The following is a 22,829-nucleotide window of genomic DNA, read 5'->3' as shown; positions in this document are numbered from 1 at the left end:
GGAAATGTTATTGGTTACAATCTCGGTCATACTCTCTTTGGCTTTGGTTGTGATCGTTCAAAGGTTTGCTAGAACTCTACTCTTATCTATGATATCAGGTTTTACTCTCTTTGTAGCGATGAATCCTACTTTGAGATGGTCTCTTGTAAAATTGATTCTAGCTTCTGTACAAGACAAGTCTTTCGTAACTCTAATCCCTGCCGTTTTCTTCATATATTTCCTGGGTGAAATCATGGAGATTTCCAAGGATGCAGAAAAATTGACTGAATCTGTTCAAAAACTCTTCGATGGTTCGCGTGGTGCCGTGGTGTTCATACCTTCTGCGATCGGCCTTATGCCTATGCCCGCTGGTGCGATGTTCACAGCACCTATGGTCGATCAAATAGGAAAAGGCATACCCAGTCTGGACAAAATGACCATCAACTATTGGTTTAGACACTGCTTGGAATTTTTTTGGCCTGTGTATCCAGCCATGTACCTCCTTTCGGGCCTCACCTCTACAAAAGTTGGTACCATTTCTCTGAAGTTATTGCCATTGTTCGTTATGGCTTTTTTGGTTGGCTGGTTTTACCTTAATGGCTTGAGATTCGTAAAATTGAATAGGTTGAGCAAAGATGAAGCTAAGCACCTATGGCCTCTGTTACCCATCCTATCTGTAGGGTTTTTGATACTTCTTTTCAAAATGGAAGGTTACTTTGCGTTGTTATTGGTTAGTGTCTTATATGCTCTCGTCAGAATTAGATACGTTTTAATTTCGCTCAAAAAAACGATGAAGAAACTGGATGTGGTACCAATCTTGCTCTTGGTTTTCATGTTCAAGCATGCGATGATGGATTTTAATTTAGGAGAACGCATGAGTCAAGAGCTTGGAAACTTAGGTTTTGGAATGAAAATCGTGGCTGTGTTTTTACCGCTACTCATAGGTATGTCTACAGGGATAACACATGCAGCTTTGGGAATTTCATACCCTGTCGTGGCAGGTATGGGAGGGCAACAACTTGGTCTCTTGACGTACGTTTTTTCTGTGCTCGGTGTTTTACTTTCACCGGTTCATTTATGTCTAGTTCTGACGTTGGACTACTTTAAGGTGGATCTGATGAAAGCTTTCTTGAAAATGATCCCATTGATTACTATGGTTGGTTTCATAGGTTATCTGCTGTACGCTTGAAGTGAGGTGCTGAGTTGTGTCGAGGTTCATTGGGAAACTTTTTCCACAAGAATCACCTTTGAAATTGCTCTATGAACACGCTAAATTGGTTGAGCAAGCTTCGGGACAAATCTTACCAGCATTCAGGAAGTTCTTATCAGGTGAACCGGTAGAAGATTTGGCACAATTGGTGGATGAACTTGAGGACAAAGCCGATGAAGTGAAAGTTCGTATCAGAGAAGTTTATTCAAAGTTGAAATTCGTCTACTTCGACAAAATGGATTTGTTGTTGATATTGCATGATCAAGACGCGGTGATCGACGCCGTTGATGATTTTTTGAAATTACTCACGATTTATCGTTTTGAAAAACCTTTACCAAAAGAACTGACGGACATGCTCCTCGAGTTGGCTGAAAAAGTGCGAGACGCCATCAAGTACATGACAGAATCTGTTCATGAGTTGCTTAATTTGGTCGAATCTTCTTTTTCTCCAACATTCGTTCAACAGGAAGACTCACTAACACGAAGGGTTGAAGCCGATGAGAGTGGTACGGATCGATTATCCCTCGCGTTGGGTAAAAAGGTCTTTTCACTGAAAAATGTGCTCCATCCCGTTGACATACTTTTCATCGAGAAATTGACACGCTTACTGACGCGATCGGCTGATCACGCGGAAAATGTGGCTGAAAAAGTGAGGATGATAACCAGGAGTTGAAGGAGTGATCAACTTGTTCCTGATGATTGCGTTTACAGTAGGTTTCATCATGGCGTTTTCGATCGGAGCAAACGATGTTGCAAATTCGATGTCTACAGCAGTTGGAGCTCGAGCTATTACCGTAAGACAAGCAGTGATCATCGCAGCCATTCTGGAATTCCTCGGAGCAATCATGTTTGGATCGCACGTGGTCACGACGATAACGAAGGGGATCGTTAAACCTGAGGTGATGAACGATGCAAAAGCGGTTCTTGCTGGAGCACTAGCAGCTCTACTTGGCTCATCTATCTGGATCTTGTTGGCCACGATTTGGGGCATGCCAGTGTCAACTACACACTCGATCGTCGGTGGTATGGCTGGATTCGGTATAGCCAGTGCGGGCTTGAACGCCATCAACTGGAGTAAAATGATCAGCATATTTGCAAGTTGGATCCTTTCTCCGCTTGCAGGATGGCTGCTGGCTTACGTGATGTTCAAGCTCATTTCATATGCAATCCTGAGAAAACCCGATCCAGTCAGCGCAATGAAGAAAGCCATACCGGTGATCATATTCACAACTTTTTTTATCATATGTTTCCTGTTCATGTTAAAAACTTTGAAAATGAAAGCTACAAAAAGCTTTTTGATCTCTTTGATCGTATCCATTGTAGCCAGTTTGGCTGGAACTCTCTTACTTAGAAGACTCGATACGAACAGTTCAGATAACTATGAATTCGTCGAGGCTGTGTTCAAAAGACTCCAGGTTATGACAAGTTGTTATGTAAGCTTTTCTCACGGTGCGAATGATGTCGCGAACGCGGTTGGACCCCTTGCTTTGATTTACTGGATCGTTTCTTATGGAAGTGTGGTTCAGAAAATCCTTGTTCCAACTTGGCTTTTAGCGCTGGGGGGTCTTGGTATATCCGTAGGAGTTTTGTTCCTCGGTTATAAGGTGATGAAGACGGTGGGAGAGGAAATCACACAGTTGAACAACTCGCGAGGTTTTTGTATTGATTTTAGCACCGCTTCCACGGTATTGATCGCATCTGTTCTTGGTTTTCCCATCTCTACAACCCACGTTGTCGTAGGCTCTGTGGTGGGTGTCGGAATGGCCCGTGGGGTAGAGCTTGTAAACGTTGGTGTTTTGAAAAACATACTGATCTCATGGTTCGCCACGGTTCCCGTTGCGGCGTTTGCTTCTGCTGGGATCTATTTGCTTGTTTATCGTTTCATTTGAAGCTCTTTCTCACCACATTAGCTTGGATCAAACCAATTAAGCCGAGAAAAATTAAAAGATTCCTTGGGAGGTTGAACTGCAAATTGAGTTTGGACAGATCGTTCAAGAAAGTCAGGACTGCCGTTATGAAGAACAACAAACCTCCAACCATAATATGTGCGCGAATTCGTTGTGGATCATTCTTCGACTCCAAAAGTCCAAGCAAATAGATGAAAGAAAAAATCAAAACACAAATACTGAGCAGTGTTTCTTGCTTGACAGACGAAAAGAAAAACAAAAGTGAAGCTATCCACTCCAGTAAAAGTAGAAATCTCACAAGAGAACACCTCCGATGAGCTTAACGAGGAGAGCTGCAGCATAAGCGAAGAAAAAACTATAAAATATAGTGATCAAAACGTATTTTGTACCTATCTCGCTACGGATCGAAGCGAGAGTAGCTAAACATGGAATATAAGCCATGACGAATATGATGAAACTGTACGCTGTGAGAGGATCGAAAAGTTGAGATAGATGCTTGGCTAGCGTTTCTTCCTGCGTTTTAAACAGCATGCCGAAAGTTGATACTATGATCTCTTTTGCCGTTATGCCGAAAAATAACGCAGTTGAAGCACGCCAGTCGAAATTCAATGGTTTCAGGATGAGAGACATGGACCTACCTATTTGAGCTGCAAACGACTGCGAAACATCATTCGGGTTTGGAAAGTACATCAACGCCCAGAGAACCAGTGAGGCTACGAAAATGATGGTACCAGCTTTTACTAAGAAATGTTTACCTCTCAGCCATGTATAGATGGCCAAATTCTTAATCGTTGGTAATCTGTACCTTGGAAGCTCGAGGATGAAAAAACCACGCTGACCTTTGAAGATCAACCTGTTAAGTATCAGAGAACTGACCATCGCCGCAATCATGCTGAACAAATAAACTGAGAAGACTACAAAACCGCGGTTCTCAGGAAAAAAGATCGAGGCGATCAACAAATATACAGGTAATCGCGCACTACAGCTTACGAACGGAACTGAGAGTACCGATATGATCCTTTCTCTAGGGTCAGATACACCTCTCGTCGAGAGTACAGCGGGCACGGAACATCCAAAACCGAGCAAAAAGGACATGAAGGATCTACCGGAAAGTTTCAAAGTGTACATGATCCTGTCCATAACGAAAGCAGCTCTAGGTAGGTAACCTGAGTCTTCCATGATACCGAGCAGAAGAAAAAGAGCGAATATGTTCGGAACAAAAGTCAAAACAGCTCCTACTCCAGTGACAACTCCGTCAGCGAGCATCGAACTGATGAGATTTTCTCCAAGGTTTGTCCTGATGGAATTGACAACGTGGCTGAAAAGCGATTCGAGTAAATCACTCAATGGTTGAACCGTTTCAAAAGCGAAGTTGAGTGCTAAGTACATGAGAGCAAGAAAGACAGGGATGCCAATGAATTTGTGAGTTAAAACATGGTCTATTGCCTCACTCAAAGATAGCTCTTTTGAAGCCGATGCGATCGATTCTTTAATGATCAATTGTATGTGATCGTATCTCTCACGCGCAATCTCACTTTTCAAACTACCTGCTTTAATAGGCAAATTTGAAGTTCGCTGAGAGAATTTCTCAACAATCTCTGGATCTCCTTCTAGATACTTTATTGCGAACCATCTTGAAGTTGAGATTCTGGAAAAATCTTCAATGAACCTTTGCATTTGAAATATTGCTCTCTCAACTTCGTCACTGAAGTTGAAGATTACTTTTGTCTGCGTACTCGAAGCGGTCGAGATTATTGTGTCAAGTAGTTCTTCCACACCTTCTCCTGTGATCGCACTGGTGAGAACAACAGGTACTTTGAGGTGTTTCGAAAGTTCCCTTTTATCCACGATCAACCCTTTTTTCTTAGCTTCGTCTATGGCATTAATGACCAAAATCGCTTTAGTTTCAAGTTCTAAAACTTCCAGTAACAAATACAATCCTTGTTCTAGGGATAGCGCATCGGCGACGACAACAACCACATCAGGATTATTGTAAAGTAAAAAATCTCGGGCTATCTTTTCATCCATCGATGTGGCGAGCATGCCATACATTCCTGGAAGATCCGTGATGATCAGGTGATGATCTTTCCAGCTTCTCACACCCTCTTTTACCTCGACTGTCACACCTGGCCAATTTGCGACATACTGTCTCATACCAGTCAAAGCGTTGAACAAACTTGTTTTACCAACATTAGGATTTCCACAGAGTGCGACGCGAATCGTCAAACATTATCCCTCCTGACGAGGATAAGTTTAGCCATGTTGATGCCTATTTTAAAAACTCCCTTTTCAGTTTCCACGATCCCATTGGATATAACTTTCACTATACTTCCCACGAAAATACCCATAGATTCAAGCTTCTCTCGAAGTCGACGTCCTCCGATCAAAGACACAACTCTCCATGTTCCCTCTCTAGCGTTCATCAAAGATTCCACATCATTCTCCAATGAAACCAAGATCTGCTTTGCTTCATCGTTCCTCAGAGTGATCAGTTTCCCCATGATCATGTAAACACGGGGATCTCCCAGAGGTGCACAACCGACGACCTTCACTTTGTTTCCAGGTACAAAACCAATGGACAACAACTTGTTCCCTTTGACATCTTCTGGGACAGAGAGTATCTTCGCTTCCAGTCCAACGGGTACTTCTGATAAAGACATACCAGTCCCCCTTTTTATTGAGATTTATTCTCAATAAGATAATACCACGCCCTTCCTGATTCAGTCAAGCAACCGCTTAAGGTAAAATAAAAAGACGGAGGATGAGATGTGGAACTCCGAAAAAAGGCAGAACTCGCTCCAAAAAAGCCTGGTGTGTACATTTTTTATGGAAAAGAGCATCAATATCTCTACATAGGCAAGGCGAAGAATTTGTACCGCAGGTTAATGAGTTATTTCAGCAAATCTACTCACACAAGGAATCCCAAGATAGCATCTTTGATCGAAGAAGCTGCCGATTTAGACTATGTCATAGTTTTTAGCGAAAAAGAAGCTTTATTGTTGGAGGCAAGTTTGATATACCAGCACAAGCCTAAATATAACATCATGCTCAAGGAGAGTGAATACTACCCTTACATTGAAATCACGAAAGAAGAATTTCCGTTGGTGAGAATCGTAAGAAAAAGAAGTCTTGATGGAGAATATTATGGTCCCTACACGAATATCACAACCTTGAGGAATTTACTAGACTATTTACAACAAGTTTACCAATTTCGAACTTGCGCACGAGATCTCAAGAGGGTGAAAAAGCCATGTGTTGAGCATCATTTACATAGATGCTTAGCTCCTTGTTCAAATCAAATTGATGCCAACACATATGTTCAATTGGCTATTGAACCTTTGAGAAGATTTTTGAAAGGTGAGATGGAAGAAACGTTCAATTTACTCAAGGAGAAGATGAAAAAGCATGCAGCTGTTCTTGACTTCGAAAACGCCGCAAAATACAGAGACCTTCTTTTGAATTTGCAACAATTTTTAGAAAGTCAAGGAGTGGTACTGGAACCTTGGCGAAATTTGGATGTCATTGGAAACAGTGGAAAGTGTTACGTCGTACTTCGTGTTAGGAGAGGAAACATCGTTGCAAAACTGAACTATACGCTCGATTCTTCTAAACTTGAAGATTTCCTGTTTCACTATTATATTGTGAATCAGAACGAACTTCCAGAACTAGTGTTGGTGAAAAGGAGCATAAAACTAGATTTGGGTACACAGGTTCGCCCTCCCATGGATGATGTAGAAACTGAGCTGCTTCGAAAAGCTATTGAGAATGCAAATATCAATTCACAAAGATTCGAACTCAACCTTGACGCCATGAATCAACTTAAGGATTTAGTTGGGCTTGAAAAATCACCAAGTATCATCGAAGGATTCGATGTTGCGCACCTTCATGGTCAACTCACGGTGGCATCGGTTGTTGTTTTTAAAGATGGCTTTCCACTCAAATCGGCATACAGACATTACAGACTGACTGACATTGCAAACAACGATTTTGCAGCTATAAAAAATGTGTTGGTGCGAAGGTACTCAAAACATCCCATCCCCGATCTGATCTTTGTTGATGGAGGAGTCACTCAAGTTCAAGCAGTTGTGAGAGCTTTGAGTGAACTTGGTAAAAACTGTGGCGTTGTTGGTTTGTCTAAAGGTAGGGAAATTGTTTGCACCATCGATGGCGAACTGAGCTTGCCTAAGGATCATCCTGTGCTGAGGTTACTCGTGTCCATTAGGGATGAAGCCCACAGGTTTGCTAACAGTTTTCATAGGAAATTACGGGATCGACAGTTGTTAGAGTCGATCATGGAGACCGTACCAATGATAGGTCCAAAGAGAAGGAAGAAACTTTTAAAAAGGTTCACAAGCATTGAGGAGATCAGAAATGCTCCTATAGAAGAACTTACGAACATTCTTGGCAGCGAGAAGCTGGCTAAACTGTTTTTGTCAAAAATATGATGTGAGGTGGTTACTGTGAAAACGTTACTCTATCTCTCACTGCTGATAGGCGTATTTTGGTCTGCGTTTGGGTTACTATTGCTCATCGGTTATTCACTTCTCGGTTATGTTTCTCCTTTGCTCAACGACTTTTTCAATGTAACAGTGAGAACATCGAAATGGTTCTTGGCTTTCTCTCTGTTTTCTTTGTGTTCTGGTTTATGTACATGTTTGTACAGCATAGCGAGGGCTAGTGGAGGAAATCACATGATTTTTCTTTCGTTCGCGTTTGCATCGAGTGCTTTTTCCATAGCCGTTCAGATTTACAGAATGGTCGTTAGCGGGTTGGGGTGGTTCGCCGTGGATTTACTCGGCGCGTACGGCGATCTGAGACCGATTCAGCTACTGTCGATAGGTCTTTTAATTTTGAGTTTGATACTTTTCTCATTTCAGTTCAGTTTGATTCGATTGGAGAGAACACGACTATGAAGGTCTTGGGAGTGATCGTTGAATACAATCCGTTTCATAATGGTCACCTTTATCATCTGACTCTTGCAAAGGAGCTCGTTAAACCAGACTATGTAGTTGCCATCATGAGTGGTAGTTTTTGCCAAAGGGGAGAACCAGCCATAATAAGCAAATTCTCAAGAGCTGAAATGGCACTGCTGAATGGAATCGATTTGGTCTTTGAGCTTCCATTCGTTTATGCAATTCAAGATGCCGGTGGTTTTGCGAAAGGGGCTGTATGGTCTTTACACCACACAGGTGTCGTCACTGATATCGTTTTTGGAAGTGAATCGGCCGATCTAGCTTTTCTTCAAAAAATTGCAAGAATTATGGCTGAGCAGCCTGAACCTTTTCCTGCGATGATGAAAGAGGAATTGAAAAAGGGGCATTCATTTCCCAACGCTCGAAAATACGCTTTGATGAGGTATTTTGAAGTGACAGGAGAAATGAATCCAAAAGAAGTTTTAAAAATAGAGAAGTCTAACGATATACTCGGTGTGGAGTATCTCAAATCACTGATAGAGTTGAACAGCCCCATAAGGCCTCATGTTGTGAAGCGAGTCGGTGCAGAGGATAAAGATGAAAGGTTCCGTGGAAAGTTCTCGAGTGCGACGGCTATAAGGAAGTGTATATTAAAAGGTGACTGGGAAAAAGTTGCAAAAGCAGTACCAACAAGCAGTTTGCAGATCATATCACGTGAGTTAAACGAGGGGAGAGGACCAGTATCTTTACAGGACTTGGAGTTGCTGATCCTTTCAAAGTTGAGATTAGTTGATAGATTTCAACTTCAAAGGTTACACGGTTTCAATGAAGGGATCGACAAACGTTTCGTTGAATGTGCCACAAAGGTATCAAATCTGGAGGAGTTTTTCTCCTGTGTGAAGAGCAAAAGGTTCACTCTGAGTAAGATTAGAAGACTTTCTCTGTATTCGTTCTTCGAGTTAGACAGCCAGTTGATTGAAAAATCAAATACACTTGGCCCTCAATATTTGAGAGTATTGGGTTTTAACTCCAAGGGTAGAGAGCTGTTGTCGAAAATGAAAAGAGTTTCTACTGTACCAATCATTTCGCTCTGTTCTCTCTATAAAAAAGTTTTGGAACAATCTTTGAAAAAGCCTGAGCGTTTCAAGATAGATGCAAAACTTTTCGAACGACAATTAATGTATGATATAAAATCTACCTCGATCCACTCGCTGATGTTTCCGAGGCATTCTGAGAGGATCGGTGATATGGATTTCAAATTTCCTCCAATCGCTATATCGTAGTAGGAGGTGCGGTAGTTGGGTTATATTCATGTGTATACGGGAAATGGTAAAGGCAAGACAACGGCAGCTCTAGGTCTGGCTTTAAGAGCCCTAGGATACAACATGAAGGTTTATATTGCTCAATTTTTAAAAGGAATGGACTATGGAGAAATTCATTCATTGCAGCTCTTCCCGAATGTCACTTTGGAAAGGTTTGGAAGACCAAAGTTTGTGCACGGAAAACCGGATGAGGAAGATGTGAAGCTGGCCCTTTGTGGTTTGAACAGGTGTCGTGAGGTCATCAGCAGTGGTGAGTACGATGTGATCATATTGGATGAAGCCAGCATAGCGGTTCACCTTGGTTTGTTTTCTGTTCAAGATTTGTTGAATGTGATTTCGAAAAGACATGAGAGAACCGAGATAATAATTACTGGGAGGTACGCTCCGAAAGAGTTGATCGATGCCGCGGATTTAGTGACAGAGATGGTTGAAGTGAAGCACTATTATGCGAAAGGTGTCCAAGCGAGAAAAGGCATTGAATTTTGATGAATCCATTGAAAAGTTCTTTTAAAGTTGTTCATCGGTTTTTTATCCTTAAAACTCGTGGGTTACTCTCTCGATTTCGAATTTTCGAGTACTCTGTACTTATCATGAACCAATTTTGGAGTGATTGATTTGTTGCAACGTGCAGTTTACTAACTGTTACATTAACCTTTGCTTGTGTAAGCGCCGAAGTAGTATAATGAGTTTCGCGAGCATCTTTCTCATAATTGACAAAACTGGTTATTTGTAATAAAATGACGTTTCGGTGCGTTATCGAAGGGAGGTTTTTGATGCCGACTATAAATCAGTTGATACGTTTTGGTCGCGAGAGGAAAATCGAAAAATCAAAGGCACCTGCTTTGATGGGAAATCCACAAAAACGTGGTGTTTGTATACGAGTCACAACAATGACTCCGAAAAAACCGAACTCGGCTCTAAGGAAAATTGCAAGAGTTAGGCTTTCAAACGGAGTTGAAGTGACGGCGTACATACCTGGAATTGGTCACAACTTACAGGAACACTCTGTTGTCCTCGTGAGGGGAGGAAGAGTGAAAGACCTTCCGGGAATAAGGTATAAGATCATTCGTGGTACGTTGGATGCCGCAGGTGTTGAGAACAGGAAACAATCTAGAAGTAAGTATGGTGCCAAGAGGCCGAAGAAGTGACGTTTGGAGGTTGGTAGTGTGAGACGAAGAAGAGCGGAAGTCAGAAAGATAGCTCCTGATCCGGTTTATGGAGACGTCCTAGTCGCCAAATTAATAAACAAAATCATGTGGGATGGTAAGAAAACTGTTGCTCAGAAGATAGTCTATGAGGCTTTTGATCACATAAGAGAGAAGACAGGGAAGGATCCACTGGAGGTTTTTCAGAAAGCTGTTGATAACGTCAGACCTGTGCTCGAAGTGAGACCTAGACGTGTTGGAGGCGCAACATATCAAGTTCCAATCGAAGTGCAGGAACCAAGACGAACTTCTTTGGCGCTTCGTTGGATTGTTGTGGCAGCACGAGCAAAGAAAGGAAGACCTATGTACATCAAACTGGCAGAAGAGTTGATAGCATCTTATCAAGGAACAGGAGCCGCCGTCAAGAAGAAAGAAGATGTTCACAAGATGGCGGAGGCGAACAGAGCGTTTGCCCATCTGCGGTGGTGAAAGGAAAAACTATGTTAGAAATTCAGGCTTTGTATGTGCCTCTTGAGAGACTGCGTAATATAGGAATAATGGCTCACATAGACGCTGGTAAGACGACGACGTCTGAGCGTATTTTGTATTATACGGGTCGTAAACATGTACTCGGCAGCGTCGATGAAGGAACGGCCACGATGGATTGGATGGAGCAGGAGAAAGAAAGAGGCATAACGATACAAGCAGCGGCAACGACGTGTTTCTGGAAAGGTTACAGAATAAACTTAATAGATACGCCCGGCCATGTGGATTTCACCATAGAGGTGGAACGTTCCTTAATGGTTTTGGATGGGGCGATTGCGTTATTCGACGCAACGGCTGGCGTGGAACCCCAGAGTGAAACGGTATGGCGTCAAGCGAACAAGTACGGTGTGCCAAGGATAGCCTTCATGAATAAAATGGACAAGACTGGGGCCGATTTTGACATGGCTGTAAAGAGTATGATCGAGAGGCTCCATGCTAAGCCTGTTGCGGTGCAAATGCCAATTGGTTCTGAGAGAGAGTTTGTAGGTGTTATAGATCTTCTCAAAATGAAAGCAATAATTTGGACTAGTGAAGACGGTTCGCAATACATCGAGCAAGAGATACCAGAACATCTCGTTGGTGAAGCTGAAGACAGACGTGAGGAGCTCATATCGATTCTCGCCGAAGAAGATGAGGAAGTTTTGAACCTTTACCTTGAAGATGAGGAAATTCCAATTGAGAAAATGAAATCGGTAATCAGGAGATTAACCATTGCAAACAAGATAGTTCCAGTCTTGTGTGGAGCTGCTGCGAGGAATAAAGGTATTCAACCTTTATTAGATGCTGTGATAGACTATTTACCGTCACCTTTGGATTTACCTCCGCTCAAAGCGCAAACTCTTGACGGAAAAGAAGTTGAGGTTTTACCAACGGAGGAAGGCGACTTTGCTGCCCTTGCTTTTAAAGTTCAGGTGGATCCATACGTTGGTAAGCTTACCTATTTGCGTGTCTATTCAGGTAAGCTGGAAAAAGGTTCTTATGTGTATAATTCAACAAAGAACGTTAGGGAACGCATTTCTAGATTGATGTTCATGCATGCGGATAAGAGAGAAGAAGTGGAAACCGCGAGGGCTGGAGACATAGTTGCCGTGGTAGGTTTAAAGAACACCACAACTGGTGATACACTCTGCGATGAAAATCGTCCAATACTGATAGAAAGGTTTGACTTTCCAGAGCCTGTTATATCTGTAGCGATTGAGGCAACAACGAAAGATGAAGAAGAAAAGATGGTTCGTGCCGTGACGGCCTTGAGTGAGGAAGACCCCACTTTAAAAGTCAGTGTTGATGAGGAAACTGGTCAAATCATTCTATCAGGCATGGGTGAATTACACCTAGAAATCGTGACAGATAGGTTGAAACGAGAGTTCAACGTGAATGTTAAAGTCGGAAGACCGCAGGTTTCTTACAGAGAAACCATAACCAAAAGTGCCGTGGCTGAAGGAAAGTATATTAGACAAACAGGTGGTAGGGGTCAGTACGGTCACGTGGTCTTAAGGTTTGAACCTATTTCTTATGACAAGGGAAAACATTTTGAGTTTGTCAATGCTATAGTTGGTGGTACAATACCGAAAGAATACATACCTGCGATAGAACAGGGCATCAAAGAGGCTATGGAGATGGGTTACGTTGCAGGTTACCCGATGATCGGAATAAGGGCTGTGTTGATAGATGGTTCTTATCATGAAGTAGACTCTTCGGAGATTGCCTTCAAAATAGCTGCTAGTTTAGCTTTCAAAAACGCAATGAAAGATTGTGAACCTGTGTTGCTGGAACCAATTATGAGACTTGAGATAGTAACACCTGAGGAATATTTAGGTTCCATCATAGCTGATCTGAATTCTCGTAGAGCTACCATACAGGCTTTGGAAACTAAAGCGAATACCAAAATCATTCGCGCAACTGCTCCAATGTCAGAGTTGTTTGGTTATGCCACAGTCTTGAGATCTCTGAGCCAAGGTAGAGCTGTTTATACAGCTCAATTCTCGCACTATCAAGAGATACCAGATAGGATCTTGGAGAAGCTTTTGAAGGCTGTTTAAAGGTGAAGGAGGGAGTTTGAATGGCTAAGGAAAAATTTGTTAGAAGCAAACCACATGTCAACGTAGGAACCATAGGTCATATCGACCATGGTAAGACGACTTTAACAGCTGCCATCACCAAGTATTTATCATTCAAAGGCTTGGCGAATTATGTGCCTTACGATCAGATTGACAAAGCACCAGAAGAGAAAGCTAGAGGAATCACTATCAACATCACGCACGTTGAGTATCAAACGGAGAAGAGGCACTATGCCCATATCGATTGTCCAGGACATGCTGACTACATAAAGAACATGATCACCGGTGCTGCGCAGATGGATGGAGCGATCCTGGTTGTCGCCGCAACAGATGGTCCAATGCCACAGACACGTGAGCATGTGCTTCTCGCAAGACAAGTCAACGTGCCGTACATGGTTGTGTTCCTCAACAAAGTCGATGCAGTTGATGATCCCGAATTGATTGATCTTGTCGAAATGGAGGTCAGAGAGCTTCTTACCAAATACGAATTTCCAGGCGATGAAGTTCCAGTGATCAGGGGTTCTGCTCTTAAAGCTATGGAAGCTAATAATCCAAATGATCCAGCTTATAAAGCTATTCAGGAGCTCTTAGATGCTCTCGATAACTACATACCTGAACCAATCCGAGACGTAGATAAGCCTTTCTTGATGGCTATAGAGGATGTGTTCTCTATCACGGGAAGAGGAACGGTTGTTACCGGTAGGATCGAGCGCGGACGCATCAGACCGGGTGACGAAGTCGAGATAGTAGGTCTGAGCTATGAGATAAAGAAAACAGTTGTAACAAGCGTTGAAATGTTCAGAAAAGAACTCGATGAAGGTATCGCAGGTGACAACGTTGGTTGTTTGTTGAGAGGTATCGATAAGGATGAAGTCGAGCGAGGACAAGTGTTGGCAGCGCCTGGATCTATCACTCCTCACACAACGTTCAAAGCGAATGTTTATGTTCTCAAGAAAGAGGAAGGTGGCAGACACACACCGTTCATGAAAGGTTACAGACCGCAGTTCTATATCAGAACAGCAGATGTGACAGGGGAAATTCTTGAGCTTGGAAATAACGCTGAGATGGTTATGCCGGGAGATAATGCAATATTAACGATAAAATTGATTTACCCAATTGCCATCGAAAAAGGTATGCGTTTCGCCATAAGAGAAGGCGGCAGAACAGTTGGAGCAGGAGTCGTTGCGGAGATCATAGAGTGATCTTGTGGGGGATTTTTCCCCCACTTTTTGGACGAAGAGGAGGGGACAAAATTCATGCCTGGACAGAGGATCAGGATAAAGTTAAAAGCTTATGATCACGAGCTTCTTGATGAATCTGCAAAGAAAATTGTGGAGGTTGCTAAGTCAACCAACGCAAAGATATCGGGACCCATACCTTTGCCAACGGAGAGGACACTCTATGTTGTTCTGCGCTCTCCGCACAAGCACAAAGACTCACGAGAGCAATTTGAAAAAAGGGTTCACAAGCGATTGATAGATATAATCGAACCTTCGCCGAAGACGATTGACGCTTTGATGAAGATAAACCTTCCAGCAGGTGTCGATGTAGAGATCAAACTCTGAACCTTAGGAGGTGTTGGAGCATGAAAATGATCATCGGTAGAAAAATAGGAATGACTCAATTGTTCAAAGGCAATGAGGTTGTACCGGTCACCGTGATAAAAGCCGGTCCTTGCTATGTTGTGCAAAAGAAAACTCCTCAAATTGATGGTTATTGTGGGGTGCAGTTAGGCTTTGAGGAAATCAAAAAGTGTAACAAACCTCTCGAAGGACACTTCAAGAGAGCAAATCTAAAACCTTTAAGGATTTTGAAGGAAATGAGACTCGACAGTGAGGAGGAACTCAGCAAGTACGAAGTGGGACAGACAATCAAAGTTGATATATTCCAGCCGGGTGAGTTAGTTGATGTAATCGGCTGGACAAAAGGTAGAGGGTTTGCAGGAGCTATAAAGCGATGGGGATTCTCTGGAGGACCAAAATCCCACGGTTCAAAGTTTCACAGAGAGCTCGGCTCTCTTGGTCAGCACACGGAGCCAGCGAAGATATGGAAAGGTAAAAGGATGCCCGGAAGGTATGGAAACGAAAGAGTCACAGTGCATAACTTGGAAGTCATCAAGCTCGACATTGAAAATAACCTCATAGCGGTCAAAGGTTCTGTCCCGGGAGCGAGGGGTAGCTTGGTGCTCGTCAGGAGCCCCAAGAAAACCCGAAAATGAGTTTGAGGAGGAGTTGAAAATATGGCTGTCGTCGACCTTTACAATGTGAAAGGACAAAAGATAGGTGTACAAGAACTCAAGGATGAGATATTCAATATTGAACCAAATTTGGATGTGATGTGGCGGTACATCGATTATCAACTGTCCAACAAACGTGCGGGTACTGCTTCAACGAAGACGCGGGCAGAAGTGAGTGGTGGTGGGAAGAAACCTTGGCCGCAAAAACACACAGGTAGAGCAAGACACGGGTCAATAAGATCCCCTATATGGAGACACGGTGGTGTTGCGCACGGTCCAAAGCCAAGGGATTGGAGTAAAAAACTGCCAAAGAAAATGAAGAGATTAGCCATAAAGTCTGCGTTGTCTCAAAGGTTTCGTGAAGGGAACCTGATCGTCGTAGATGACATAAAATTCGGTGATCCCAAAGTGAAGAACATGAAGCAATTGTTAAATGACTTTCAATTACTTGGAAAGAAAGTCCTCTTCGTATTACCATGGAAGAAGCCTGAGTACGAAAATGTTAAACTTGCTTGCAGGAATATACCAGGTCTCAAAGCGATAATTGCCGACAATCCAGGTGTCGGCCAGGAGGACAAGGTAAAAATAGATGGATTGAACGTCTACGATATCATCAATCACGAGAAGCTCGTTCTGACAAAGGATGTGGTAGAGAAGATCGAGGAGGTGCTGAAATGAGCCAAGGAAAGCTCACGCCATACGACGTAATTATTAGACCCATGGTAACTGAAAAAACCACTCTTGCCAGAGAGAATAGAAAATATGTTTTCGAAGTCAATCTCAAAGCGAACAAGCACCAAGTTAGAAATGCTGTGGAAAAATTGTTCAATGTCAAAGTTGAGAAAGTGAATATTCTTCTGATGAAACCAAAACCCAAACGCAGAGGTTTATTCGAAGGGGACACTAGACGTTGGAAAAAAGCTATCGTCACGTTGAAAGAGGGCCATGTTATTAAAGAGCTGGAAGTCCAGCAGTGAAGGAGGAATTTAGATGGGTCTAAAGAAGTTCAAACCGATCACGCCCGGCCGGAGATTCATGGTGATTCCTGATTTCTCGGAAATAACCAAAGGAGAACCTGAGAAATCCTTACTGGTACCCATCAAGAAAACTGGTGGGAGAAACCATCACGGTCATACGACGGTGAGATTTCGCGGAGGAGGTCACAAGCGCAGGTATAGGATTATCGATTTTAAGCGTGACAAGATAGGTATACCCGCCAGGGTTGTGTCCATTGAATATGACCCGAACAGAACCGCGAGGATAGCGTTGCTTATCTACGCTGATGGAGAGAAAAGGTACATTCTGGCTCCCAATGGTCTTCAGGTCGGAGACACCATCATGGCTGGACCCGAGGCTGAAATAAGAGTTGGTAATGCGCTTCCTCTCGAGAAAATACCCCTTGGAACGATGATACACAACGTGGAAATCAAACCGGGCTCCGGTGGAAAGATTGCTCGCTCGGCTGGTGTTGCCTGTCAATTGATGGCGAAGGAAGGAGATTACGCCCTTTTAAGAATGCCATCCGGCGAATTGCGAAAAATTCACATAAAATGTTATGCCACTATAGGTGTGGTCGGCAATGAGGACCACAAGAACGAGGTTGATGGCAAAGCCGGAAGACCACGTTGGAAAGGCAGAAGGCCGCATGTAAGAGGTATGGTGATGAATCCCGTGGATCATCCAATGGGTGGTGGGGAAGGAAGGGGTAAAGGTCAGCATCCAGTAACTCCTTGGGGTGTACCATGCAAGGGATACAAGACTAGAAGAGGCAGAAGACCATCGGACAAATTCATAGTCCGCAGGCGCAATGAAGTCTGAAGGAGGTGTTTTCGTGTCCCGATCGAAGAAGAAAGGACCGTATGTTGATCCAAAATTGTTAAAGAAAATAAGGATGCTCAATGAAACTGGCGAGAAAAAGATCATAAAGACTTGGAGCAGGGCTTCCACCATAGTGCCTGAAATGGTAGGGCACACGATAGCTGTTCACAATGGCTTGAAACACATACCCATATACATAACAGAAAATATGGTTGGCCACAGGCTCGGTGAGTTCGCACTGACACGGAGATTTGGAGGTCACGCGGACAAAAAAGTAGCCTCTAAAGGTCAAGTCAAGTGAGGAGGGAACAAGTCTATGCCTACTGAGAATCAAGTTAGAAGGCCTAAACGATCTGTTCAGCAAAAGCAACGTGAAGAAGTTGAGACGAAGGAAGCACGTGCTGTTGCCAAGTACGTGAGATTATCACCAAGAAAAGCTCGCTGTGTAGTGAATGCTATAAAAGGTAAAAGTGTCGATGAAGCTTTCCAAATTCTTCAAATGTCTCCCAAAAAAGCTGCGAGAATCATCGAGAAAGTCCTGAAGTCAGCTGTGGCCAACGCTGAGAACAATGCGAAACTCAGTAGAGATGGCCTTTACATTTCTCACTGTGTTGTGGATGATGGTCCAAGGATGAAAAGAATTTGGATACGCGGTAGGGGAAGAGCGGATATAATCCAAAGGCGGATGTGCCACATAACAGTAGTTGTGAAAAGCAAAGACTAAATCTAGAGAGGTGATACGGTGGGTCAGAAAGTGCATCCGAGAGGATTCAGACTGGGCATCACATCAAACTGGCAAGCACGCTGGTTCAATGAGAAGAACTACAGTTCATGGCTTAGAGAAGACGAAGAGATAAGGAAGATGGTTAAGTCAATGTACATTCAAGCTGGTATAAGTGAGGTTTTCATAGAACGACCTGACAATGAAACTGTCACGGTGGTTATTAGAACTGCGCGTCCTGGTGTCATCATAGGTAAGAAGGGTACTGAGATCGGTAAATTAAGAGAAGAGCTTGAAAAGAAGCTCAACAGAAGAGTTGTTGTGAATGTTGAAGAAGTAAAAACGCCCGAGCTTGATGCACAACTTGTGGCCGAAAGTATAGCAACTAGAATTGAGAAAAGGGCATCATACAAGCGTGCAATGAAGAGGGCTATTTCCGATGCGATTCGTAAAGGTGCTGTTGGAATCAAGACGATGGTTTCTGGTCGTCTGGCTGGTGCTGAAATAGCAAGACGCGAATGGTATTTGAGAGGTCGACTCCCGTTGCAAAAGGTGAGGGCGGTGGTAGATTACGGAACAGCTAGAGCTGAAACGAAGTATGGTACGATCGGTGTTAAAGTTTGGATATACAAAGGTGATGTGCAGATCTAAAAATGAGGAGGGAACAAGATGTTGATGCCAAAAAGAGTCAAATACAGAAAGCAACAACGAGGAAGAATCAAAGGTGAGGCGAAGGGTGGAACAACAGTTGCTTTTGGTGAGTGGGGTTTGAAAGCTCTTGCGCCTTCCTGGGTCACAGCTCAGCAGATTGAAGCTGGTAGGATAGCCATCATGAGGGTGTTAAAAAAAGGTGGAAAACTCTGGATCAGAGTTTTTCCAGATAAACCTTACACCAAGAAACCTGCTGAGTCAAGGATGGGTAAAGGGAAGGGTAACGTTGAAGGCTGGGTCTGTCCAGTTAGACCTGGCAAAATTTTATACGAAATCGCAGGTGTCGATGAGCAAACCGCTAGGCAAGCCCTCGAGTATGCTGCTAGTAAGTTGCCAATCCCAACCAAGATAGTTTCGAGGACTTCTTTCGGGGGTGAAGCCGTATGAGAGCAAGTGATATCAGAAACTATACTGATGAAGAATTGAAAAAGCTGTTGGATGAAAAAAAGAGGCAACTCATGGAACTGAGATTTCAATTAGCAATGGGGCAATTGAGAAATACATCTCTAATAGAGGAAACCAAAAGAGATATAGCAAGGATCAAGACAATACTTCGTGAACGAGAACTGGGAGTAAGGAGGTAATCAACGATGCCAAAGAAACGATTGATAGGTGTTGTGGTCAGTGACAAAATGGATAAGACAGTTGTGGTCAAAGTCACCAGGAGATTCGAGCATCCCGATTACAAGAAACACATAGAGAGATCTAAGAAATACCACGTTCACGATGAAAATAATACCTGCAAAGTTGGAGATGTTGTTCTCATAGAAGAAACGAGACCTCTGAGTAAAACTAAAAGATGGAGAGTTGTGGAGATACTCCAGCGAGGCTATCAGACTGAAAAAATGCCCGGGGTTGAGGAGAGTGAGCAAATATGATTCAAACAGAAACTTATCTCAACGTCGCGGATAATTCTGGTGCGAAAGTTTTGAGAGTCATAAGGGTTCTCGGTGGTTATCATAAGAAATATGGTACCGTAGGAGACGTGGTCGTATGTTCCGTCAGGGATGTCATTCCCAACACAGGGATCAAGAAAGGAGAAGTTGTAAAGGCAGTCATCGTTAGAACACGGAAGCCCATAAGAAGACCCGATGGAACATACATAAGATTCGATGACAACGCTGCCGTGTTGTTGGATAAATTCAATGAACCAAGAGGGACTCGAGTTTTTGGGCCAGTAGCCAGAGAAATCCGTGAGAAAGGTTACATGAAGATCGTATCTCTGGCACCAGAGGTCCTTTGAGAGGTGAAAATTCATGCGCATTAAACGTGATGATTTAGTTCAAGTCATTTCAGGTAAGGACAAAGGTAAAAGAGGAAAAGTTCTCAGGGTTATTCCGAAAGAAAATAAAGTTGTAGTTCAGGGAGTCAACATGGTCAAGAGGCATCAAAGACCGATCCCTCAGTTGAGGGAAGGCGGTATTATCGAACGGGAAGCACCGATTTACGCTTGCAAAGTAATGGTAGTGTGCCCAAGCTGTGACAAACCAACGCGCGTTGGTATGAAATTTTTAGAGGATGGTACAAAAGTGAGATATTGCAAGAAGTGCGGTGAGATTGTTGATAAAGTATGAGGAGGAATCAGAAGATGGCTCAGTATATGCCTTTGAAGGAGAAATATCAGAAAGAGATAGTACCGATATTGATGAAAGAATTTGGATACAAAAACATTCATGAAGTTCCAAAACTTGAAAAGATAGTCATAAACATGGGTATTGGTGAGGGTGCTAGAAATGCTGATCTGTTGACCAAGCATATGAATGAACTTGCGGTCATCGCAGGTCAGAGGCCCGTTATTACAAAAGCAAAGAAGAGCATTTCAAACTTCAAGATAAGAAAAGGTATGAACATAGGTTTAAAAGTAACACTCCGTGGACTGAGAATGTGGAATTTTCTCTACAAACTTGCCAATATTGCTTTACCAAAGGTGAGGGACTTCAGAGGGTTGAATCCAGACTCGTTCGATGGTAGAGGAAACTATAGTTTCGGTTTGAGCGAGCAATTTGTTTTCCCTGAGATTACACCCGATCAAGCCACCCGCGTCCAGGGTATGGACATCACAATTGTCACAACAGCAAAAACTGATAGGGAAGCGAAAAGGCTTTTAGAATTGTTAGGTCTACCGTTCAGAAAGTGAGGAGGAGATATAGATGCCGAGAAAAGGATTGATAGAAAGATGGAAAAAACCAAAGAAATTTAAGGTGCGTGAGTACACAAGGTGTGTTATGTGTGGTAGAGCAAAATCTGTTTACAGAGAATTCGGTTTGTGTAGGGTTTGTTTCAGGAAGATGGCACTGGAAGGTAAGCTCCCTGGAGTCAAGAAGGCAAGTTGGTGAAGAGGAGGGAGAACAATGTGGAGCGACCCGATAGCCGATATGCTCACGCGAATCAGGAACGCCAATGTTGTGTTTAAAGAATACGTAGATGTGCCAGCATCGAATTTAAAGCGTGCGATATGCGAGATACTCAAGCGTGAAGGTTTCATTCAGGACTACAAATATATCGAAGATGGTAAACAAGGTATCCTGAGGATATATATGAAGTACAAAGGATTGAGAAAGAACCGTGAGAGGGTCATTCATGGCATCGTGAGGGTATCCAAACCTGGCAGACGCATCTATGTCACGAGAGAAGAGTTACCTAAGGTCAAGAACGGTTTGGGAATAGCCATACTAACGACCTCTAAGGGTGTTGTAACGGACAAAGAAGCTAGGGAAATGGGAGTCGGTGGAGAAATCATTGCTTACATATGGTGAGGAGGTGAGGACATGTCGAAGCTCGCAAAGAGACCCATAATTGTACCTGCAGGCGTCAGCGTTCAAATCCAATCTGACGCGATAATGGTCAAAGGTCCTAAAGGAACACTATCTCAAAAATTATCTCCTTACGTGCAAATTGAAATAGAGGACAACAAGATCTGGGTCAAGCAGAACGAAGAGATGTTGATAAGAAAGTCCATGAAACGCGTTCTCAAGATGTTTCAAGGAACTTATTGGTCTTTAATCAAAAACATGGTGGTCGGTGTTACCAACGGTTTTGAAAAACAGCTCGAAATCATAGGAGTCGGTTACAGAGCACAGGCGCAGGGTAATAAGTTAACGCTTCAAGTTGGATACACACATCCTGTGGTACTCGAGGCACCGGCCGGAATCACTGTCGAAACACCTGCACCGAACATTGTTGTTGTGAAAGGGCCCGACAAACAAAAGGTTGGTCAGTTTGCCGCACAGATCAGGTCTTACAGAGAAGTGAACGTTTATACTGGAAAGGGTATCAAGTACAAAGATGAAGTTGTGAGAAAGAAGGAAGGAAAGAAAGCATAAAGGGGGCATTCGGTGTGATAAAAAAAGAGGATCGAAATCTAAGTAGGATTAAAAGACATTTAAGAATAAGAAAAAAAGTCAGGGGAACATCTGAAAGACCCCGCCTGTCGGTTTTCAGGAGTGAAAAGCATATTTATGCCCAGATAATTGACGATAGTAAGGGCCACACGCTTGTTGCAGCTTCGACACTTGACAAAGAACTTCGTAACAAGCTCACTAAAACTTATGGTATCGAAGCAGCAAGGGAAGTTGGAAGATTGATAGCACAGCGTGCCTTGAATTTGGGTATCAAAAAGGTTGTCTTCGATCGTGGAGGCTTCAAGTATCACGGTAGGATCAAGGCATTAGCGGATGCTGCGAGAGAAGCCGGATTGGAATTTTGAGGAGGTGTGAGTGAAAAATGGTAGATGAAATACTGGAAGAAGAAGTTGTAAAGAGAGAGTCCGAAGAGTTTGAGGAACGCATCGTTGAGATAAGAAGAACAGCTAAAGTCACAAAGGGTGGGAAAACTCTCAGTTTCAGAGTTCTCGCTGTTGTTGGAAACAGAAAAGGCAAAGTGGGAGTCGGTATAGGTAAAGCTCGTGAAGTTCCAGATGCGATCAGAAAAGCTTTAAGTGCTGCTCGATCATCTTTGGTTGACGTTCCACTATACAGGGGAACGATTCCCCATGAAGTTACGGCAAAGCAAGATGCATCCGTCATCTTGTTGAAACCCGCTGCACCGGGTACGGGAATAATAGCTGGTTCCGTTGTAAGAGCCGTCGTTGAACTTGCGGGAGTGCAGAACGTTCTGACAAAAGCTCTTGGTTCGACGAATCCAGTGAATCTAGCTCTCGCAACTGTGAAGGCTTTGAAAAGCTTGGTACCACCAGAAAAAGCCTCAAAATTGAGGGACCTCAGTATTGGTCAAGTTATCCGTGGCGCAAAAAAGGGGGCTTGAG

33 protein-coding genes are annotated in these 22,829 nt (G+C 43.2%); 30 read left to right on the top strand and 3 right to left on the bottom strand.

Annotation, left to right across the window (positions count from 1 at the left end):
- Positions 1 to 4: 4 nt before the first annotated feature.
- From NZ875_02330 to NZ875_02320, 3 genes are read left to right on the top strand one after another with little or no spacing between them, the layout of a single operon-like run.
- The gene (locus NZ875_02330; protein MCS7174576.1) at positions 5 to 1,168 is read left to right on the top strand and encodes a DUF401 family protein; all 1,164 of its coding nucleotides are present in this window, start codon (positions 5 to 7) and stop codon (positions 1,166 to 1,168) included.
- A gap of 16 nt (positions 1,169 to 1,184) precedes the next feature.
- Positions 1,185 to 1,862 (top strand): DUF47 family protein, encoded by a 678-nt coding sequence (locus NZ875_02325; protein MCS7174575.1) that lies wholly within the window; start codon positions 1,185 to 1,187, stop codon positions 1,860 to 1,862.
- 13 nt (positions 1,863 to 1,875) lie between these two features.
- Positions 1,876 to 3,078: an inorganic phosphate transporter gene (locus NZ875_02320; protein MCS7174574.1), complete on the top strand. Its 1,203-nt coding sequence runs from the start codon at positions 1,876 to 1,878 to the stop codon at positions 3,076 to 3,078.
- Here the strand turns inward: NZ875_02320 and NZ875_02315 are convergent.
- From NZ875_02315 to NZ875_02305, 3 genes are read right to left on the bottom strand one after another with little or no spacing between them, the layout of a single operon-like run.
- The gene (locus NZ875_02315) at positions 3,071 to 3,394 is read right to left on the bottom strand and encodes a hypothetical protein (GenBank protein ID MCS7174573.1); all 324 of its coding nucleotides are present in this window, start codon (positions 3,392 to 3,394) and stop codon (positions 3,071 to 3,073) included. The two genes, NZ875_02320 and NZ875_02315, sit on opposite strands and share 8 nt — an antisense overlap.
- Entirely contained in the window at positions 3,391 to 5,322 is a 1,932-nt protein-coding gene (feoB, locus tag NZ875_02310) for a ferrous iron transport protein B (protein MCS7174572.1), read from the bottom strand. Before feoB ends, NZ875_02315 begins: the two co-directional genes overlap by 4 nt.
- Entirely contained in the window at positions 5,319 to 5,756 is a 438-nt protein-coding gene (locus tag NZ875_02305) for a ferrous iron transport protein A (GenBank protein MCS7174571.1), read from the bottom strand. Before NZ875_02305 ends, feoB begins: the two co-directional genes overlap by 4 nt.
- 108 nt (positions 5,757 to 5,864) lie before the next feature.
- On the opposite strand from NZ875_02305, the gene uvrC reads away from it, so the two are divergent.
- From uvrC to rpsE, 27 genes are all read left to right on the top strand, one after another.
- Positions 5,865 to 7,541 carry an excinuclease ABC subunit UvrC gene (gene uvrC, locus NZ875_02300; GenBank protein MCS7174570.1) on the top strand — a complete coding sequence of 559 codons (1,677 nt, stop codon included), beginning with the start codon at positions 5,865 to 5,867 and terminating at the stop codon, positions 7,539 to 7,541.
- A 15-nt stretch (positions 7,542 to 7,556) separates the two neighbouring features.
- On the top strand, positions 7,557 to 8,009 hold the full coding sequence (locus NZ875_02295) for a hypothetical protein (GenBank protein ID MCS7174569.1): 453 nt from the start codon (positions 7,557 to 7,559) through the stop codon (positions 8,007 to 8,009).
- A complete protein-coding gene (locus NZ875_02290; GenBank protein ID MCS7174568.1) occupies positions 8,006 to 9,292 on the top strand; it encodes a nucleotidyltransferase in 1,287 nt (428 codons plus the stop codon). The genes NZ875_02295 and NZ875_02290 overlap by 4 nt, the downstream gene beginning before the upstream one ends.
- A 15-nt stretch (positions 9,293 to 9,307) precedes the next feature.
- On the top strand, positions 9,308 to 9,817 hold the full coding sequence (gene cobO / locus NZ875_02285) for a cob(I)yrinic acid a,c-diamide adenosyltransferase (protein MCS7174567.1): 510 nt from the start codon (positions 9,308 to 9,310) through the stop codon (positions 9,815 to 9,817).
- Between the two features lie 287 nt (positions 9,818 to 10,104).
- A complete protein-coding gene (rpsL, locus tag NZ875_02280) occupies positions 10,105 to 10,479 on the top strand; it encodes a 30S ribosomal protein S12 (protein MCS7174566.1) in 375 nt (124 codons plus the stop codon).
- Positions 10,480 to 10,497: 18 nt separating this feature from the next.
- Positions 10,498 to 10,965: a 30S ribosomal protein S7 gene (rpsG, locus tag NZ875_02275; GenBank protein ID MCS7174565.1), complete on the top strand. Its 468-nt coding sequence runs from the start codon at positions 10,498 to 10,500 to the stop codon at positions 10,963 to 10,965.
- Between the two features lie 11 nt (positions 10,966 to 10,976).
- Entirely contained in the window at positions 10,977 to 13,061 is a 2,085-nt protein-coding gene (gene fusA / locus NZ875_02270; protein ID MCS7174564.1) for an elongation factor G, read from the top strand.
- Between the two features lie 20 nt (positions 13,062 to 13,081).
- Positions 13,082 to 14,281, top strand: a complete 1,200-nt coding sequence (tuf, locus tag NZ875_02265) for an elongation factor Tu (GenBank protein ID MCS7174563.1) — start codon at positions 13,082 to 13,084, stop codon at positions 14,279 to 14,281.
- A gap of 54 nt (positions 14,282 to 14,335) precedes the next feature.
- On the top strand, positions 14,336 to 14,644 hold the full coding sequence (rpsJ, locus tag NZ875_02260; GenBank protein ID MCS7174562.1) for a 30S ribosomal protein S10: 309 nt from the start codon (positions 14,336 to 14,338) through the stop codon (positions 14,642 to 14,644).
- Positions 14,645 to 14,664: 20 nt separating this feature from the next.
- Positions 14,665 to 15,297 carry a 50S ribosomal protein L3 gene (rplC, locus tag NZ875_02255; protein MCS7174561.1) on the top strand — a complete coding sequence of 211 codons (633 nt, stop codon included), beginning with the start codon at positions 14,665 to 14,667 and terminating at the stop codon, positions 15,295 to 15,297.
- 21 nt (positions 15,298 to 15,318) lie between these two features.
- Positions 15,319 to 15,993, top strand: a complete 675-nt coding sequence (rplD, locus tag NZ875_02250) for a 50S ribosomal protein L4 (protein ID MCS7174560.1) — start codon at positions 15,319 to 15,321, stop codon at positions 15,991 to 15,993.
- Complete coding sequence (gene rplW / locus NZ875_02245; protein ID MCS7174559.1) at positions 15,990 to 16,292, top strand: 50S ribosomal protein L23; 303 nt, start codon at positions 15,990 to 15,992, stop codon at positions 16,290 to 16,292. Before rplD ends, rplW begins: the two co-directional genes overlap by 4 nt.
- A gap of 13 nt (positions 16,293 to 16,305) precedes the next feature.
- A complete protein-coding gene (gene rplB / locus NZ875_02240; protein MCS7174558.1) occupies positions 16,306 to 17,133 on the top strand; it encodes a 50S ribosomal protein L2 in 828 nt (275 codons plus the stop codon).
- 13 nt (positions 17,134 to 17,146) lie between these two features.
- Positions 17,147 to 17,434, top strand: coding sequence for a 30S ribosomal protein S19 (gene rpsS, locus NZ875_02235; GenBank protein MCS7174557.1), 288 nt, complete (start codon positions 17,147 to 17,149; stop codon positions 17,432 to 17,434).
- Positions 17,435 to 17,449: 15 nt separating this feature from the next.
- Complete coding sequence (gene rplV, locus NZ875_02230; protein ID MCS7174556.1) at positions 17,450 to 17,857, top strand: 50S ribosomal protein L22; 408 nt, start codon at positions 17,450 to 17,452, stop codon at positions 17,855 to 17,857.
- 18 nt (positions 17,858 to 17,875) lie between these two features.
- Positions 17,876 to 18,505: a 30S ribosomal protein S3 gene (gene rpsC / locus NZ875_02225; GenBank protein MCS7174555.1), complete on the top strand. Its 630-nt coding sequence runs from the start codon at positions 17,876 to 17,878 to the stop codon at positions 18,503 to 18,505.
- An 18-nt stretch (positions 18,506 to 18,523) separates the two neighbouring features.
- A complete protein-coding gene (rplP, locus tag NZ875_02220; GenBank protein ID MCS7174554.1) occupies positions 18,524 to 18,952 on the top strand; it encodes a 50S ribosomal protein L16 in 429 nt (142 codons plus the stop codon).
- Positions 18,949 to 19,149 (top strand): 50S ribosomal protein L29, encoded by a 201-nt coding sequence (gene rpmC / locus NZ875_02215; GenBank protein MCS7174553.1) that lies wholly within the window; start codon positions 18,949 to 18,951, stop codon positions 19,147 to 19,149. The genes rplP and rpmC overlap by 4 nt, the downstream gene beginning before the upstream one ends.
- Positions 19,150 to 19,155: 6 nt before the next feature.
- Positions 19,156 to 19,443, top strand: coding sequence for a 30S ribosomal protein S17 (gene rpsQ, locus NZ875_02210; protein MCS7174552.1), 288 nt, complete (start codon positions 19,156 to 19,158; stop codon positions 19,441 to 19,443).
- The gene (rplN, locus tag NZ875_02205) at positions 19,440 to 19,808 is read left to right on the top strand and encodes a 50S ribosomal protein L14 (protein MCS7174551.1); all 369 of its coding nucleotides are present in this window, start codon (positions 19,440 to 19,442) and stop codon (positions 19,806 to 19,808) included. The genes rpsQ and rplN overlap by 4 nt, the downstream gene beginning before the upstream one ends.
- 13 nt (positions 19,809 to 19,821) lie before the next feature.
- Positions 19,822 to 20,139, top strand: coding sequence for a 50S ribosomal protein L24 (rplX, locus tag NZ875_02200; GenBank protein ID MCS7174550.1), 318 nt, complete (start codon positions 19,822 to 19,824; stop codon positions 20,137 to 20,139).
- Positions 20,140 to 20,153: 14 nt separating this feature from the next.
- Positions 20,154 to 20,702: a 50S ribosomal protein L5 gene (rplE, locus tag NZ875_02195; protein MCS7174549.1), complete on the top strand. Its 549-nt coding sequence runs from the start codon at positions 20,154 to 20,156 to the stop codon at positions 20,700 to 20,702.
- Positions 20,703 to 20,715: 13 nt separating this feature from the next.
- Positions 20,716 to 20,901, top strand: a complete 186-nt coding sequence (locus tag NZ875_02190) for a type Z 30S ribosomal protein S14 (GenBank protein MCS7174548.1) — start codon at positions 20,716 to 20,718, stop codon at positions 20,899 to 20,901.
- 15 nt (positions 20,902 to 20,916) lie between these two features.
- The gene (gene rpsH, locus NZ875_02185) at positions 20,917 to 21,321 is read left to right on the top strand and encodes a 30S ribosomal protein S8 (protein ID MCS7174547.1); all 405 of its coding nucleotides are present in this window, start codon (positions 20,917 to 20,919) and stop codon (positions 21,319 to 21,321) included.
- 12 nt (positions 21,322 to 21,333) lie between these two features.
- Positions 21,334 to 21,888, top strand: a complete 555-nt coding sequence (rplF, locus tag NZ875_02180; GenBank protein ID MCS7174546.1) for a 50S ribosomal protein L6 — start codon at positions 21,334 to 21,336, stop codon at positions 21,886 to 21,888.
- Between the two features lie 14 nt (positions 21,889 to 21,902).
- Positions 21,903 to 22,271 carry a 50S ribosomal protein L18 gene (gene rplR / locus NZ875_02175; GenBank protein MCS7174545.1) on the top strand — a complete coding sequence of 123 codons (369 nt, stop codon included), beginning with the start codon at positions 21,903 to 21,905 and terminating at the stop codon, positions 22,269 to 22,271.
- Between the two features lie 17 nt (positions 22,272 to 22,288).
- The gene (gene rpsE / locus NZ875_02170; GenBank protein ID MCS7174544.1) at positions 22,289 to 22,828 is read left to right on the top strand and encodes a 30S ribosomal protein S5; all 540 of its coding nucleotides are present in this window, start codon (positions 22,289 to 22,291) and stop codon (positions 22,826 to 22,828) included.
- The last annotated feature ends 1 nt before the right edge of the window (position 22,829 follow it).

The sequence above is a fragment of the Pseudothermotoga sp. genome (assembly GCA_025060105.1).
Lineage (GTDB): Bacteria > Thermotogota > Thermotogae > Thermotogales > DSM-5069 > Pseudothermotoga_A.
Note: the sequence above shows the minus strand (reverse complement) of the source record. Positions and strands in the feature narration are given on the sequence as shown.